Source organism: Longitalea luteola (assembly GCF_017356035.1).
Classification (GTDB): Bacteria; Bacteroidota; Bacteroidia; order Chitinophagales; family Chitinophagaceae; genus Niastella; species Niastella luteola.
The window spans coordinates 982,021-999,258 of record NZ_JAFIQX010000001.1; the positions used below are offsets into that span (position 1 = coordinate 982,021).

Below are 17,238 nucleotides of genomic sequence, written 5' to 3' on the forward strand. Positions count from 1 at the left end.
TGCTTATGGGAATGGATCATTCTGATAAGGAACTTGCCATCATCATTTTAAGATCTGCCTTCACTACCCTTAACCGGGAGGAGCAGGACAAACTGTCGGTATACCTCAACGCTTCCGAGGCCAACCGGGAAAAGTATCAGGAACTGATCGATGCCGAAGAGCTCCGGCGAAAAATGACGATTTATGCCAACAGGAATGAGAACCAAGCCCTCCATTTACAAACCATTCTGCAGCGGGTCAATAATAAAACAAGCGTTTATCCTGTCAATTTCTTTAAAAGATACTGGTTGGCAGCAGCCGTGGTATTACTGGCAGCATGCGCCTGGTTGCTTAACCGTACCGTTAAACAAAAAAGAGCCATTTCCACTACAATAGCGGCTACGGCAAAAGAAGTAGTGCCTGGCAAAACAGGTGCTTTGCTCACCCTCGATGATGGTTCGCAACTGGTGCTCGATAGTGCGGGTAATGGCATTCTGGCCACCCAGCAGGGCGCACAGGTCGTACTGAAAGACGGACAACTTGCTTACGATAAAACAGGCGCCGCCGAAGGTAAATTGATATACAACACACTGGCTACCCCCAGGGGCAGGGAATTTACATTGGCCTTGCCCGATGGCACCCGCGTGTGGTTGAATTCGGGCAGCTCTATACGTTACCCTGTGGGCTTTGCTTCCAGTGAACGTATCGTATACATTACCGGGGAAGCATATCTTGAAGTCGCAAGCCTGAAAGGAGAAAAAGGGAAAAAAATACCCTTTAAAGTGATCATTTCCGCCCAGGGAGAAACCACTGGAATTGGAGGCACCGAAGTGGAGGTGCTGGGCACACATTTCAATATCAATGCGTATGAAGCAATTTGTAAAACAACGTTGCTGGAAGGTAAGGTAATCGTGAGGAAGGCGGGAAACCCTTCGGATGCCGCCTCTGACGGATTGGTGCTGCGACCCGGGCAGCACGCTGTGGTGAAGCCCCACTCGCCACCGGCTGTTAACTACTCGCCTGATATAGACAAAGTGATGGCATGGCGCAGGGGCTTCTTCAACTTCGATAATGTGGGCTTGCAGGAGGTGATGCAGCAACTGGCCCGGTGGTACGATATAGACGTGGAATACGAGGCTGGTGTACCAAACATCCTGTTTGCAGGTGAGCTCAGCCGGGGAATGACATGGCCAGGTGTATTGAAAGCCCTGGAAGAGTCACAAGTACATTTCAAAACAGCAGGCAGGAAGATCATCATTCTGCCATAGGATATACGATTGCATTACATCATCTTAAAACGTTGCTATATGAATGAAATAACTTCTGCAATCTATTTCACCTAATAAGTCTACTTACTGTCCATAGGCAGGTATTGAGCTCCCGGCAGGCCGGGGGGCTGTTGGTTATTTGTTATAAGTCAAAATAATGTATGCAAAAAAGTACCACCAAAACACTGATCGTGATGAAAATTGTATTTATGTTATGCACTATTGCGACCATGAACGCATACGCGTTTGGGTATTCGCAAACGGTAACATTCTCGGGCAGGGATGTACCGTTAAGAAATGTGTTTGCGGTAATCCGGCAGCAAACCGGTTACAGTTTGTTTTGCAATAAGCAACTGCTGCAATCAGCGCAGCCGGTAACGGTAAACGCCCGGGAAATGCCGCTCTCTCTTTTTATGGCAAACGTATTGAAACATCAGCCGCTCAACTTCAGGATAGATGATAAAACCATCATCCTGTCGGAAAAGCCGGAAGAAAAACCGGCGCCGCCCGCACCGCTAAAGAAAGAACAGCGGCAGGATAAAATAGTGACCGGCAGAATTACCGACGAGAAGGGCGAACCGTTGGGCGGCGCCACAGTTACAGTGAAAGGAACCAACGAGACCACATTGACGAAAGAGGATGGCACATTCAGGCTCAGGGTGCCCGAAGGCAGGAACGTTCTGGTAGTGAGCCATGTGGGGATGGCCAGCCAGGAGATCAATGTAGCAGGTAAAACCATGGTTGCTGTTGCACTGACATCGCTGAACAACAATATGAACGATGTAATCGTGATCGGTTACGGCACCCAGAAAAGATACCAGAGCACCGGCGCCGTAGCCTCTATAAAAGCAGCGGAAGTACAGGATATTCCTGCGCCCAATATTGCGGGAACATTGCGTGGAAGGATTGCGGGTTTAGGCGTAAGCTCGGCATCGGGCCGGCCCGGTTCCAGCATAACCCTGAACGTAAGGAACTCTACCACTTCGGATGCCGGCAACCTGATCGGCGCTACCCCTGAGCCTCTGTATGTGATTGATAATATAATAGTGGACAAAGCATCTTTCGATGCGCTCGATCCTTCCATGGTGGAAGATATTACCGTGCTGAAGGACGCTTCCGCGGCCATTTATGGTGCTGCCGGCGCAAAAGGGGTTATTCTCATAACAACTAAAAGAGGCCAGGCTGGTCAGGCCAAAGTAAGTTATAATGGCTATTATGGCACTACGGATGCTACCAAAAAACCTGAAATGTTATCAGCCTACGACCATGCGCTGTTGTTGAACGATACTTATAAGATGAACAACGCCGATCCGAAGGACTTTTTTTCTGAAGAAGACCTGGAATACATCAGGGGGTTGAACTATGCAAGCTGGTTCGATGAATTATGGCAGCCTTCCTATACGCAACGGCACAACCTGAGCGTATCGGGCGGAAGTGACCGGCTGACCTATTTTGTAGGCGGCAGCTACCAGAATGAAAATGGTAACTATGCGGGGATAAAGGTAGACAAGTATTCATTCCGCAGCGGATTGAATGCCAGGCTCGCCAAAGGTTTGAAGGCAGATATCAACTTCAATGTGGATCATAATATCAGGTATAGTGAGAATGAGATCAGTGAAAACGATCAGAACTTCCTGGCAGACCTCGTTCAGATACCCCGCTGGGTGCCTACCCAGATCAATGGGCAATGGGTGAACCATGACAATATGAACAAACATCCATTGGCGATGATCGCATCGGGCTATTACAGAACCCAGAAAAACCGCGGTTATCGCATCAATGCGGCCATGACGTGGCAGCCAGAATCAGGGTTTCTGAAAGGGTTAACAGCCCGTTTCCAGGTGTCGCAGGGCGGTAGCAATTCGGATGGTGACGAATATCGCCCGCCTTATACGCTCTATAACTTCCACAGACTGGGGAACAACCAGGCTTTATACAGCGATTCTGCAACTACACCGTATGTTGTAAATGCTGCCGACAGGTCGCGACTGGGTTTAAGCCTGGGCAACAACAACAGCTACCAGGGCTTTTTAACGCTGCAATACGCGCGGTCTTTCGCCAGGCATAATTTCAGCGTGCTGGTAGGCGGTGAGCAATCGCGATCCTATAGCAAAAGCGTTGAAGCGGAATACTTCAACCAGCAGATCCCGAACTTCGACCAGTACTGGGCTTTTGATCTGAATTCTGATAACGTGCGTAATCCGGTTATATCGGAAGCGACCAAACGCTCCTTTTTTGGCCGCCTTAGCTATAATTTCGATGGTAAATACACCCTGGAAGGGATCACCCGTTTCGATGCCTCTTCGAATTTTGCCCGCGGAAATATCTGGGGCGTATTTCCAAGTATAGGTTTGGGCTGGATCGTGAGCCAGGAAGACTTCTTTCGCGATAATGTGAAGTTCATAGACTACATGAAGCTGCGGTTGAATTATGGTTTGACAGGGGATGACCGCGTAAATAAAAGGTTGTGGCAGGAAAGATTCAGGGCAGATATTCAGGGTTATCTCTATGGCAATAACTATGTGGCAGGGTTGAAGCCGGATGTTATTCCCAATCCGGATATTACCTGGGAGAAAAGAAATACCATTAACGTAGGCGCCGAGATCGCATTGCTCGATAACAAGCTTAGTATAGGCGTGGATGTTTTCCGGAACCATATATACGACGCGTTCGACCAGGGCGCCAATGATATGTTCCCCATGTATGTAGGCTTTGCCATGCCGGTGGTGAATTACCAGGTACGGTATGCGTGGGGATCGGAGTGGTCGATCGGTTACAAAACGCAATTGGCCCGCGACCTGCACATAAGAGCGAACATGAATTTCAGTTTCTCCAATTCGGTGATCGAGCGCATGTTCTATAACCCGTACGATCTGTGGCAGAATATGCCCGAAGACTGGATCATTGGTTTGGGTACAGACCCGCGCAAATACAACAGCAGCAACTTCGGGCTGATCTACCAGGGCATGTTCAGAACCCAGGAAGAGGTAGATGCATTTCTGGCTAAAAACCCTAACTATACCATCGATGAAAAAGTTCCGCAACCCGGATGGATGTACTACAAAGATCTGAATGGTGACGGCAAGATCACCGACGTTGACAAAACGACGATGTTCAACAGGGTAGATCCCTGGCTGGCCACAGGCATTCAGTTAGGGCTTACCTACAAATCGTTCACGATGAATGTGAATATTGCTGCCCGCTTCGGTGGTAAGGAGTTTATTGATTCGAGGGCCCGCAGAAGTGAACCCACTGAATCGAAAAACGTTCCTGCATTCTGGACAGACCGCTGGTCGCCTGACAACCCCGATGGCAGGTACCCGCGTACCGACGATCCCTCGCTGGGCTGGGAATCTGATATCTGGGCCGTTGACGGCACTATGATCCGGATAAACGATATGACTATCGCCTATAGCATACCTGAACGGCTGACCAAAAAAGCTGGATTGAGCAATGCCCGGATACTCGCTACCGGCAATAACCTGTGGACGCTTAAGAACCCGTTGAAGTATAAGGATCCCTATCAATCTTATATATACGATTATCCCACATTGAGGACCATGTCTGTAGGCCTTAGCCTGGGTTTGTAAGTTTGATCACCTGATAAAAGACTAATTCAGAAAACAATGAAAAAGACTATTAATATATCAAAATACCTGCTGGCGATCGGCATCGCTGTAGCCGGCAGCGGATGTACCAAAACTTCCGATTTCCTGAACCTCAAGGACCGTGAGGGTATCGATGCGGCGATCTGGGAACAGGAGGGCGCTGTGCAATACCTGTTGAACGAGACCTATGATATGATCATGCCTGATTTCACGTACCAGTATACCGCCAATAATTATAACATTCACCTGGTGAGCGATGAAAATTTTTTCTCAGCGACTGACAACTGGGGTAAAAAGGTCTTCAATTTCAATGGCGCTTTAATTGCCAACGATCCGCGCTATATCGCCAGCAAATACGCAGGTAACAATATTGGAGAGAACCGTTATTTCGATGTGGCCAAATGTAACCTGGCCATCGTAAACCTGCCCGGCAGTAAAAACATCCCCGAACAGTCGAAGAAGGCCATGCTGGGGCAGTTTTATACATTAAGGGCCATGCTGTATTTCAATCTTACCAGGTATTATGGCGGCGTACCGCTGTTGCTGGAGCCGCAAAGCCCTTCGAATTTGACGCTGCAGGGAAGAGTTAAAGCAAAGGGAATGTTTGAGCAGATCATAAGCGACCTCGATGCAGCAATTGAAAACCTCGATGGAGTTACCTATAATGCGGGCACCGAGTGGGGAAAACTGACCAAAGCTGCTGCTGCTGCGCTGAAAGCAAAAGCGCTGATCTATTGGGCCAGTCCCCAATTCAATCCCGAGAATGATCCCAACCATCCGTATGAGGCGCAAAGATGGCAAACGGCGCACCAGGCCGCCAAAGACGCCTATGATATTTGTGTGGCCGCCGGTCATGCCCTGCAGTCGGATTATGCTACCATTTTCCAGATAGAAGGTAACACCAATAAAGAAGCGATCATTGTGAAGTCTTATTCACCCACCCATCTGAAAAGAAATCATAACGTGGAAGGCATGTGCCGCCCTCAATCAGAAGGTGGATCGCCTTCCGACGTATATTACGCCAGTAACCGCATGATCGAGGCGTATACGATGAAAGACGGTCGTCCCATCACCGAGGCCAATACCGGCTATGACGGAACCATGTTCTGGCTGAACAGGGACCCTCGTTTTGAAGCCACCATTGCTTATAATGGCAGCACCTGGAAACTCAGCGGAAAGAATAACAGGCGTCAATGGACCTATATCGGCGCAGCTGATGAAAGAGGTGACCGCGGCTTTTATTGTAAACGCTTTTCGAGCCCGAATCTTTCCAGGGAAAATGCACCAAAGGCCGGCGACTTTGGCGGCAGCGGAATGGATTGGATAGAGCTGCGTTTTGCCGAGGTGATCTTGAACTATGCCGAAACAGCCAATGAAACCGGTAACCTGAGTTTGTCCAAAGATCTGGTAAGGCAGATCCGGAAACGCGCCGGTATTATTGAAGGTAGCTTTGATTATGGACTGTCGCTGGCGAACACTAAAGAACAAATGAGAGACCTGATCATGAACGAAAGAATGGTGGAATTTGCGTTTGAAGGTAAACGCCATGATGACCTCCGCAGAACAAGGAGGATGCACAAACTTACAGGCTTGTTGGAATCCACACAGTTTGACCTGGTGAACTCGGGTGACAAGGCTTTCCTTGAAAAAGTGATAGATGCCAATACCGGTTTACGCAACAGGGATACGATCGATATGACCAATAAAGCTACCGTAACCCGCTTTTTTAGAACCAAAACCCATTCAGTCACCAACAATTCCGGGTTCAGCATGCCTGAACATTATTATTTCATGCCATTGCACAACCAGTTCATCAACTCCAGCCCGCTGCTGGAACAAACGATCGGCTGGGAGGGTGGAACCTTCGACCCGCTGTAACTGTCAGCAGTATAACATTTTCAAAAAAAAGTATTACAATGAAACATCAAAATAAATGGGTGCCCGCATTGATGATCGCTTTCTGCGGGTGGTTGGCTTCCTGCAAAAAAGACGTTCCGAATATCTTCAATATGTTCGATGTAACGCTGGAGCTGCATTCCGACCTACCCAATGCGGCAGCTGAATACAACGAATTAAATGCCGGCGATAGCGTAGTGATCGACTTTACCATTAACTCGCCAACCAAAGACATGTACCAGGTAGCGGTGCTGAAGACAGGCGCCAATACACCTTACATTAAGATTCCCATTACCGATGAAGGTAAACGCAGAACCTATTCAGACAAAATAACCCTGAAAGCTGAAAAGGCCGGGGAAACCACCTATCGTGTATGGGCCGTTGACAAACAGGGCGTTTACCTGGGCGATGGTTATAAACAGATCACCGTTAATGTGATCTCCGATTACCGGCATCTGCCCAACCGCCAGGTGTACTTTCCCGATACGGTGGGCAAATCATTGAACTGTTATCTCTCGCTTAAAGATGCAACGACGTATAGTTATTCAACCGGCGCAGCCAGTTCAGCAGATATCGACCTGGGAATATACCGCACATGGTCAATTGTGAACGGTGAAGTGAAATATCGATGGTTTATTTATTCGCTGTCTGCCTCGCCCGTTCCTTTTGGGGCCTATGACGTATCAGGCTGGACGAAAAGAGCCACCCTGTTTGCATCGCCTGGTGGTAACGCCAACGAATATCGTGACAAGTTAGCAACGGGGCTGGCCATTGAAACAGAGGCAAAGAAGAAGACCATTAACCTGAAATCCGCGGAGGTGAAGTCAGGTCAGTACCTGTTCTTTAAAACCCCTGACGGAAAATATGGTGCGCTGATGATCAATGCCATCACGGATGATTACATGGAGCGGCCATTTATGAATGTGAGTGTAAAAATACAGCCTTAAAGTCCTGCTATCATAAGCATTGGGTTATAAGACCGATTTCGCTAATCGTCCGGTCCGCAGAACCGGATTGTAGATTCATATAGCATATAGAGGGGGTGTCTACCCCCTTTTTTTGTGAGTTACTCTTTTAAACCGTTACGCCTTTATTCTTTAGTTTATAACCAGGCCTGCGGTTAAATTCAGGATGGTGCCTGTTAGTGACCTGCCTTCATCGGATGCCGCGAATACGGCAGCGGTGGCCAGATCATTGATAGAAGTCAGCCGCTTGGTATGCGTTCTGCTTTCCATGCCTAAAAGAAATTGATTGTAATCTATTCCATGGGCCTTCGCATGCAGATCGTATACTTCATCGATCAATGGGGTATCTGGCATTGCTGATGTTAAAATACATACGGAACGTACTCCGTATGGACCGCATTCCGCAGAAATGGTTCTGCTCAGTGCTTCTATTGCTGACCAGGTAGATGGCATGCCTCCCATAAATGGAACACTGATGCGGCTTGGGCTTGGTGTATTCATCAATATGACACCGTGCTTTTGTTGTATCATGCGTTTTGCGGCTGCCCTGGCCGTTATGAAATGCGACTGGGAATAAGTAGTAATTGGCTTTAGAAAATTTTCCAATGAAAGTTCGGTCAAAGCAGTGCCCTGATGAGCAGTTTGTGACAGGCCAACGGCATTGAACGAAATGTCGATCCTGCCTGATCTATTTACCACTTCGCTCATGTGTTTTTCTACAGCTGCTTCATTCATTGCATCAACGACCGCTATTTCAATTAAACCGCCTTCAGCATGTATTATCCGGGCTGCCGCTTCCAGTTTCGATAATGTAGTTCCGGTTAAATAGACCATGGCGCCCTCTTTGGCAAAGGCTTTTGCAACTGTTGTACCTACCGCTCCATTGCCATAAATTACGGCTGCTTTGTTTTCTAATCTTTTCATTGTATTCAGAGATATGCTATTGTGAATGGTTGCTTTTAATTAAGATTATTTACGGAGCCTTTCCTCTGTTGCAGTTTGTGGCGCTCCTGTTTTATTGGGTTGGCCGCTTCCTGTATTGATGTAATTTTTAAGACTGGTTTGAATATAATGTGTCCAGCCCTGGTGGCAGGCATCGTAGCATTCGTATTCGGGCACCAAACCAATATGCGTAAATACCAGTTTTGTTTTGTCGCCTTCTGTTGCGATATCAAACACCACTTTAGTATCTATCCATTCAGTTTTGTCCTGGGTAAAATTGAAGTCGTTCTCCAGGATCTGCCAGACTACCTTTTTGTTTGGTACTAATTCCAGGATCTTAACCTTACAGTAATGGATATCTTCAAAGTGATATTCGAATACTTCGTTTACCTGGTTTGTATTGCCTGCTATCTCTTCACTCCACCATCCCCTGGGATTATTGATGGCGCTGAATACTTCTGATGGTGTTTTGTTTACCAGAACTGTTGTTGAAAAATCCTGTTGTTGCATATTATTTTTATTTAGTGATTACATCAACTGTTGAGCGCTGAATGTGACCGATGAATGATGGAACAAAAGTATTCTCCAAATACCATTGTTAAGGGGTATGAAATAGACAATCTCGTGGGGTGTTTTAGACAATTTGCTGCCGGGTATACCCGGTTTTTATTCGCCTTTTTCGAGCACCAATAAACTGATGGCAGTAAGCTGTTCGTGGTGGTTGATGATCATTTCATGTTGCTGTTTGCAATAAGGCAACAGCTTTTCAATGAAAGGTTTGGCCATGAGCCGATGCGGCGTGGTGAGCAGAATAACGGTGCCTTGTTCAAGAAACCATTGCAATACCTTGAAAAGCTGGTCAAATTGGGGAGGGTCATAATTGATATCGCTCAGCAGCAATAGATCTGCAGTAAGATCGTCGGGCAGGTGGTACCAGTCGAGCAACCGGCAGGTCACATTGGAAAGTTGTAAATGTTGAACAGACCTGGCCATGGTGGCAACGGCTTCTTCGAGGTAATCGCTGCAGCATACACGTTTTGCATGGCGGGCGGCCACAAAAGAAGGAAGTCCCAATCCGGCAGCCAGTTCCAGCACATTTTTGTTTTGTAACAGTTCCGGATGCTGCTGTAAAAAGTCGCCCATAGCCAGTGCGGAAGGCCATAGTTTGGTCCAATGTGGAAAGGGCACTTGTGCCTGTACCTGCTTTTGCTGAAAGTAGTTGTCCTGTACCTCCTGCGCGTTGGGTACAAACAGTTCTAAGTTATAGCCTGGTCTTTCCAGGTGTTGTAATTGCAGAGATAGGGACATCTGTTTTGTGTAAGCCTGTAAAATAAATGATTTTTTCCGGTAGCGCTTTATACAAAAGCAAAAAAGCCATACCTGCTGGGCTGCACCAGCCGGAACGGCTTTTTTTCATTGGTAATTATTATTACGGATGTAATTTGGCAAATTCCTTTTGCAATTCCTCGGCGCCTATTTTCGCTCTATCGGTACTGGTGCCATACGTCAGTTCCGTTTTGCCTTGCTCCAGCTGTTGAAAAATGCTTTCAATGAATGGGCCAACAGCCGGTGCATGATCATGTAAGCCTTTTCCACCCAGGTCGGTATTCAATGCCGGTGGCACAATTTCCACCACATTGATATTGCGGTCTTTCAGGATATAACGTAATGAATGGGTAAAGGATCTGAAAAATGCTTTGGTAGCGGAATACACGGGCACTTTGGCAAAAGGCGAAATAGCAAGCCCGGAGGTGACGTTCATTATGGTATCCAATGCAGGCAGTTGTAAAAACAGCGCTGTCAGGTGCAGGGGCGCTTCTACGTTGATAGCAATTTCCTGCTGTGCCTTCAGAAAGAAGTCACCATCTAAAGGCGACATCCAGTTTTGAATACCGGCATTGTTGATGAGCACATTCAGATCGCTGTGCGCTGCAGCTACCCATTTATACAGAGCTTCTCTTTCAGCAGCACTTTCCAGATCGCATTTTCTGGTAATAACAGCCGGATGTTTAACGGATAGATCCTGTAATACATCCTCGCGCCGGCCACAAACTATTACGGTGTGATTGTCTCTTACCAGGCGCTCAACAATTCCGAGCCCAATACCGGATGCGCCACCGGTTACAAGTATCTTACTTTCAGGTTTCATGTTCAATGACTTTTTTACTTCATTAATTGAAGTGTAAAGGTAGCAGGGAGCCGGATGGGGGAGTTGCAAGTTACAATCCAATATTTGCAAAAATCAAACCTTATCCAGTTCTTCGCGGAAAGCGTTGGGCGAAAGGCCGGTATGCTTGCGGAAAAAGTTGCTGAAGTGGGCCACTTCTTCAAAGCCCAGGCACCAGGCAATCTGGGAGATGTTCCAGTTGGAATGCCGAAGCAAGATCTTCGCTTCCTGTAACACACGCTGGCTGATGATTTGTGTCGTGGTTTTGCCGGTGGATTCTTTCAGCGCTTTATTCAAATAATTGACGTGAACCGAAAGCCTGTCGGCATAATCACTGGCCGTCCGCAACTCCGGTTGCTGGTATAAGGTCTCGATGGGAAATTGCCTTTCCAGCAATTCGATAAACAGCGAAGTAACCCGGTCGGCCGCGTTGTGTGAAGTTACCAGCGCAGCTGCAGGTTGTAGCTTTTGTCCGTAATGGATCAGCTCCATCAGGTAATTACGCAACAGATCGTACTTATAGGCATAGTCAGATGCCAGTTCTTTCACCATTTTACGAAAGATGGCTGCTATCTCTTCATATTCTTCATTGGTAAGCTGGAATACCGGATAACCACCGGGTTTATAAATGGGCAACTCATCCAGTACGATGCCGTTTTTGGCTGAAGAAAAGTAGGTATCGGTAAAAATGCAGAAATATCCCTTCTGATTATCATCCTGCGGAACGTAATGATAGGGGATACGCGGTGTTCCAAACAGCAGGGCGCAGTTTTCAATTTCGATCACTTTATCGGCGTACTCTACATGATTACGCCCGTTGATCAAACTGATCTTATAATAATTACGCCGGTTATAAGGCATAACGCCTTTTCTGGCACGAACGCCGGCAATGAACTCATCGATCCTGAACACATTAAAATGCCCCACAGCCTTATCGATCCCTTCCGGAATATTGGCTGAGATGCTTTTATAAAAGGCGGAGAGCGTTTTTATTTCCTTTATGGCCATTTACGGGGCGTTTGCAAAAATCAAATATACATGGAATTTCTTAAAGTGCCGCGGTTCCCTGCGGCGTTCATGGCTTCGGTTTTGGTGATCATGAGATCACAGGTAGGAATACCCTGCGCTGATCAATCCTTTATTGCGCATGGCTTCCCAGAAGGCTGCAGGTATTTGTGCATTCGCCAGGTCAACATTTTGTTTTATCCGGCTGGGGTTGGTGGTATTCAGGGCCAGGCTGCCAACACCGGGTGCGCTGAGGCTGAAGCGTGCACAGGCCTCGGCCGGCTTTACCTGGAACTGACTGCATGTTTCAAAAAACTGCTCGCGCCAGTGGAAGATCGCCTTGTGTTCTTCATTATCGGGTTGTATCAACTTGTAATCGTAATGTGTACCACCTATCAAAAAGCCTGCATGAAAGATAGCCGAGTTAATGATGTACACGCCTTTGTTCTTTAATTCTTCCATAAACGCCAGCAACTCGGCAGGGTGGTAGTGTATGGTCATACTGTTGGCGATCATTACCCAATCGAGCTCAACATCCATGGCTACTTTTTTCAAAATGCGCCAGTTCTTGGCGCCAACTCCAATGGCCTGTACTTTTCCCTGTGCTTTCAGATCATGCAGGGCTTTGTAGGCATCGAGTATATCCTGGTACAGTTTTTCTTCTTCGCGGGCATTGGCAGCTGTTGCCAGGTATTCATCCGGGTCATGTACCGACACCATTTGCGGATGGTAGCCGCCCAGCAATTCATTGCCCTGTTCAAAACATTCAATGATGCCGGTATAACTTATTTTTTGCACCGCATCGTGCTGCAGGTTCTTCCATACACCGGGTTCGAAGGTAGGTTCCGGTGTGGTAAGCGGCACCCGGTACCAGCCTAATTTATTACTGATGATCACCGATTGCTGCGGAACCTGCAGGGTACGCAAACAACGCCCGATGCTTTCCAATGCCAGTCCGGCGCCATATTTACCGGCAGAATCAAATACAGCCGGTAGGGCGGACTGATCAATACTTTCTTTTACGATCTGTAATTTAATGTCGTCATCCAGGGCGGTAAACAAATTTCCCAATCCACTTGTGCCAAATATGACCTTGGGTAAATGTAAACCCATTGCTGCTAACTTAGATTGCGCCATTGATACTTTAACTGTTTGTGGTTTTCGTTTAATGATCATGCGGATGCTGCTTCACCGGTGTCCACAGCGGCTGCCATTTATTTTTGCGAAAATACGCCACTGCCTCCAATAAAATAAGCGCTGGTTGTTGCTTCATATCATCTGGTTTAAAGGGACTGCTGCATTAGACTACAACGTGAAAAACACCCTTTTTCACCATACATAATCGAATTAGGTGTTTTCACTCCTTTGGTCAATTACAAATGCCACTAGATTTGCTATCACTATGGCTAATAATGTAACCCGTCAATTGTGCGCCAGCACCTATCTTACGCCTGATCTTAGTGATAAGATCATCAATTTTGTGAAAAATCCTTATAAGGCAATTGTTCACCCGCCGGGCATCGATCCTGTTGTGTTGTTGAACCATGCCCTGAACGCCCGCAGGCAGCAAAGGCAGTTCTATGCCATCCTGTTCTTTCCTGCACTTGCCTGTGTGATCTGCGCAATATTAACGGAGCTGTCAATTGCTTTCATCTTTTTCATTATTATTTATGTAGCGGTAATTGTACGGCACTTTGTTAACAAGCAGTTTATTAAGGAGCATTTTTTGTCTGGCAATTTCAAATATGATTTTAGCTACGAAGGCGCCGGCCGGGAACTGGTTGCCCAGCTCCAGGAAAACACTACCAAAAATGTGGTGTATTACAGTGGCTATTCTCCTTTCGTAGGTTGTGGTTATGAGATAGGCGGGTGGTCGTTCGTCATTGATATCGACAAGGGAAAAACCGAATTGGGCCATACGGAAACGCCGAAACCGTTCCTGGAAGATGAACTTTACTATAAGGTTTCACAGGAATTGCTGCAACTGAAAGTGGAGAACCTTACCATCGATAACAAGATCTATTTTAATGGAAGAGAGCTGCGGGATAACAAAGAGATCCTGCCCAATATCCTGGCCCATCCGGTGACGAACCTGTCTTCTGAATATACCAAGAAGGCCATGAACTCAGGCGTACAAAACGCGCGCTTTTATAAAATGATCCAGGTAACGGGTTGGGAAGGTGACCTGGTAGTTTTTGCTTTCCTGCGGTTTAAAAAAGGAGAAAAGACCCTGTTCGTGGAAAATAACTATTACATTTTACCACCTATTCAGGAGCAATACCGGGCGGTTGACCGGATAAAACAGCGTTCGGGAGTGAATTATTTTCTAAAACTCCTGGCCAAAATGTTCTTTATGGCCATCATAGAGGGCTTCCGGAGTATAGCTTATGTGAATGGCCAGATCAATAAAGCGGTTAGCGGCATTTTCGGCACCTCGCCCGCAGAGAAATTAAGAAAAGAAGTAAAGATCTCGCCCGATTATGATTATGGCGCCAGTTCTTCTATCCGGGAAATGGTTTGCCAGTCGAACTATTTACAGCATTTTCAAAGACTGGACCAGGAGCAGTTCCTGAAGACGATCGAAAAACGGATATTCAATGCGATCACAGAATTCCTTGACAGTAAGAATATCAGCACAGAAGAATTCAAGGAAAGGGAATCAAAAGTGTTGAACAACGGGATCATTGTTCAAAGCGGTGCTGTTTTTAACGGACAGAATGTGGCTACCGGTTTGGGCGCAGCTATCAATCATTTTATTAACCCGGGCAAATCTGCGAATACAAAAGCCAAATAGATCTACCAATCGTTTTAATTTATAATTATGGAGAATAATAATGGGATTATTAATTACGGTATCATGAATGGAGAGAACATTGCAAGTGGGCCAAACGCTACCATCAATGTAACCAACCACCAGCATGCCGATCTGCAACAACTGGCTGCTTTGATAACGGTGTTGGTCGACAAGCTGCAGGCGCCTGATGAAGCCGTGGCCAACAAGGCGGATGTCCTGGAAGCTATAAACGATCTAAGGGAAGAGATCAAAAAGCCGGAGCCGAAGAAAAGCATTTTGAAAGCGCTGGGAAAGACGGTGCTTGATAATCTTGGCTATGTAAAAACGCTGGCGCCCGTTGCACAAGACATCTGGAAACATATCAGTTCATTTATTGGCAGCGGTACCGGAGTTTAGTAGCGATTGGTACCTGTTACATTAAAGTAGTCTACAAACACGCTTGTGTTGACCGCTTCTGCATATACACCAAAATAATGGAGGTCGTTCATTTCAAAAACAACCGAAGTTAAATAATTGCCGTTGACATACAGGTATAAGTAATTGTCATAGTGGGAAATCTTGAGGACATTATAATAAGTATCCTTATTGATATTTTCTGAAACGCCTTTGGCCAGGGAAGTCCAGCTATCGTTTTCAAATTTGCCAACTTCATAGTATCCTCCAGGTCTTATAACAAACAGATAAATTGTATTCTGCCTGCTGTTCGTGCAGTATATTCCATAACTTCCGGTACTGTAAAAGTCTCCTCTACCCATTCTGGCCGCTACTGTAAATGGTTTTTCCTGGTCAATAGAATAATGTGTTCCCGGATGATACGGCACGTCGGTTAGCATTTTTATCAACAGGTTACCATCAGCAATTTCTGTACTTGCATCTGATGAACCGTCCCATTGCCAGCCACTACTATTATCTACAAATTCATCGGTAACATCTATTTTATTACTTGTTTTGGCGATCGTGTCTGTTTCAGGTGCAGGGGCTGCCGGATAGTACTGTGCCGTGGTATCGATCAGCGCAGGCGGGGCAGCTGTTGTATCTACGGCTGCCATCGCTACAGTATCAACCTCCGCATAACTGGTGTTTTCGCTGCTGTATGCATACCCGTCTGATGAACAGGCTTTACCCAGGATGATCCAGATGATACCAATCACAAGCAGCGGAACGATCAACCAACCTGCATTGAACCTCACCGGTTGCACCACTTCGATCTGCAGCGGCGCCGACCTGTATTCTATTCCTTCTGCCATCGACCGGGCAACGAGCTGCAGGGTAGCTCGTTGAACCCCTGCCGTGCGGGGATCGAATGGTAAGGTGATCTGCAGCGCGTCTTTTCCGGCACAATTGCTTTTATGTATTTGTCCATTCAACAGCAGGTCAATGTTTTTTCCATTCTTCACCTCCCATGTCAACGTGGCCGGCCTGTTGGCTCTTACTTTTGTGGAATGCGCCGTGAGGGTAAGCTGCGGCCTTGGTTCCACTTTTATGGTAACGGAATGATCTATATACTTAAGGGCGCCATTTTGCTTAAAACCTATGGTAAGCTTATGCACCTTCGTAGCGCTCGATACAAAGGATCGGTTCCCGGAAAACGATTGCGGTTCTCCATCCAGGTTAACGATGTCAACATAAACTGCATTCCATATAAGCTGGTACATTTCACCGGGTTGATAGACCGTTTTTCCGCCCTTCACACCAAACTGAACAACTGGCTTTTGACTGGCTCCGTGTTTGGAAAGAAATACCTCTTTTTGTTCGGGAAACAGGCAGTTGTTCACAAAACTGTTCAGGATGTCAAGCGTCAAGGGTTTTTGCTGTAACTGACCGGTATTGGGGTTTTTGCAAAAACAGTATCGTAAGGTGCTTCCAAAGAGTTTATATTTTTTATAATAGTGGTCGTTTATTTTTTCTATGGTTGTCGTGGTAAGATCTATGCCATCGTCGTACAAGAAATAGGAATACAGGCAAATGAAATACAATAAATGCAGGGTGTTGAAGGCATCGCCTTTTAACTGTTTTATTTCCTCGCTGGTAAAGCCCATTACCTGCCGGTAAAAGTTGTACACCGGCGCCCAATAATCTTTTGAGCCAAACATTTTGGCTTTTGGTAATTCATCCAGGGAATAGGTGCTGTCGAGGTCAATAAGGTAAAAGTCTCCTGTGTTGGCGCGGTACAGGTTTTTGGGATCAAAGTCGGGAAACCAGAAACCCTGCTGGTGAATACTGTGAAGCGCGGCATACAGATCGCTGCTGAGCTTCTGCGGTAAAAAGCGGAAGCCTTTTCGTTGCAGGTCTTCCAATGTATTGCCGGGAAGATATTCTGTAAACAGGTAAAGGATCTCTTTATTGCCTTCCCGTACACGAACCAGGTCATGAATGAAAGGCAGGCCGGATAGCCTTTTCCCTTTTAACCGCAATAATAATTTATAACCGGAGATGTCAGTGTCTTTGCGGTCGAATCTTTTTACGAAGCAATTGGCATCGGCTATGCGCACCGGGAATTTAAAATAATCGCCGGCAGACACCCGCCAGTTCCTTGTTACGTTGCTTTGTATATCTACAGGATCAAAATCGGAGATATAATCCACCAGCCTTCCGTTGATCATTACCTGCATAC

Annotated in this window: 13 protein-coding genes; 6 read left to right on the plus strand and 7 right to left on the minus strand. The window is 46.6% G+C overall.

All coding sequences use genetic code 11. The features are described 5' to 3' along the window. Positions 1 to 5: 5 nt before the first annotated feature. The 4 genes from JUB15_RS03710 to JUB15_RS03725 all read left to right on the plus strand — a co-directional run bounded on the left by JUB15_RS03710 (position 6) and on the right by JUB15_RS03725 (position 7,698). Complete coding sequence (locus JUB15_RS03710; protein WP_207510966.1) at positions 6 to 1,247, plus strand: FecR family protein; 1,242 nt, start codon at positions 6 to 8, stop codon at positions 1,245 to 1,247. A 161-nt stretch (positions 1,248 to 1,408) separates the two neighbouring features. Further along, positions 1,409 to 4,837, plus strand: coding sequence for a SusC/RagA family TonB-linked outer membrane protein (locus tag JUB15_RS03715; RefSeq protein ID WP_207510967.1), 3,429 nt, complete (start codon positions 1,409 to 1,411; stop codon positions 4,835 to 4,837). A 36-nt stretch (positions 4,838 to 4,873) separates the two neighbouring features. Then, entirely contained in the window at positions 4,874 to 6,733 is a 1,860-nt protein-coding gene (locus tag JUB15_RS03720) for a RagB/SusD family nutrient uptake outer membrane protein (protein ID WP_207510968.1), read from the plus strand. 38 nt (positions 6,734 to 6,771) lie between these two features. Next, the gene (locus JUB15_RS03725; protein WP_207510969.1) at positions 6,772 to 7,698 is read left to right on the plus strand and encodes a hypothetical protein; all 927 of its coding nucleotides are present in this window, start codon (positions 6,772 to 6,774) and stop codon (positions 7,696 to 7,698) included. Between the two features lie 150 nt (positions 7,699 to 7,848). Here JUB15_RS03725 and JUB15_RS03730 read toward each other — a convergent pair whose 3' ends face one another. The 6 genes from JUB15_RS03730 to JUB15_RS03755 form a co-directional block, all read right to left on the minus strand. Beyond that, positions 7,849 to 8,640: an SDR family NAD(P)-dependent oxidoreductase gene (locus tag JUB15_RS03730; protein ID WP_207510970.1), complete on the minus strand. Its 792-nt coding sequence runs from the start codon at positions 8,638 to 8,640 to the stop codon at positions 7,849 to 7,851. A 45-nt stretch (positions 8,641 to 8,685) separates the two neighbouring features. Beyond that, positions 8,686 to 9,168, minus strand: a complete 483-nt coding sequence (locus tag JUB15_RS03735) for an SRPBCC family protein (protein WP_207510971.1) — start codon at positions 9,166 to 9,168, stop codon at positions 8,686 to 8,688. Between the two features lie 156 nt (positions 9,169 to 9,324). Beyond that, a complete protein-coding gene (locus JUB15_RS03740) occupies positions 9,325 to 9,966 on the minus strand; it encodes a class I SAM-dependent methyltransferase (RefSeq protein ID WP_207510972.1) in 642 nt (213 codons plus the stop codon). Positions 9,967 to 10,087: 121 nt separating this feature from the next. Continuing rightward, on the minus strand, positions 10,088 to 10,807 hold the full coding sequence (locus JUB15_RS03745; protein ID WP_207510973.1) for an SDR family oxidoreductase: 720 nt from the start codon (positions 10,805 to 10,807) through the stop codon (positions 10,088 to 10,090). Positions 10,808 to 10,900: 93 nt separating this feature from the next. Further along, positions 10,901 to 11,833, minus strand: coding sequence for a helix-turn-helix domain-containing protein (locus JUB15_RS03750; protein ID WP_207510974.1), 933 nt, complete (start codon positions 11,831 to 11,833; stop codon positions 10,901 to 10,903). 96 nt (positions 11,834 to 11,929) lie between these two features. Next, on the minus strand, positions 11,930 to 12,967 hold the full coding sequence (locus JUB15_RS03755; protein WP_242696176.1) for an aldo/keto reductase: 1,038 nt from the start codon (positions 12,965 to 12,967) through the stop codon (positions 11,930 to 11,932). 265 nt (positions 12,968 to 13,232) lie between these two features. Between JUB15_RS03755 and JUB15_RS03760 the strand changes: the two genes are divergently transcribed. Both JUB15_RS03760 and JUB15_RS03765 read left to right on the plus strand, forming a co-directional pair. Next, positions 13,233 to 14,624 carry an AbeC-like domain-containing protein gene (locus JUB15_RS03760; protein WP_207510975.1) on the plus strand — a complete coding sequence of 464 codons (1,392 nt, stop codon included), beginning with the start codon at positions 13,233 to 13,235 and terminating at the stop codon, positions 14,622 to 14,624. A gap of 27 nt (positions 14,625 to 14,651) precedes the next feature. Then, on the plus strand, positions 14,652 to 15,020 hold the full coding sequence (locus tag JUB15_RS03765) for a hypothetical protein (RefSeq protein WP_207510976.1): 369 nt from the start codon (positions 14,652 to 14,654) through the stop codon (positions 15,018 to 15,020). Here the strand turns inward: JUB15_RS03765 and JUB15_RS03770 are convergent. Then, on the minus strand, positions 15,017 to 17,236 hold the full coding sequence (locus JUB15_RS03770) for a BUD32 family EKC/KEOPS complex subunit (protein ID WP_207510977.1): 2,220 nt from the start codon (positions 17,234 to 17,236) through the stop codon (positions 15,017 to 15,019). The genes JUB15_RS03765 and JUB15_RS03770 overlap by 4 nt on opposite strands. Between the last annotated feature and the right edge of the window lie 2 nt (positions 17,237 to 17,238).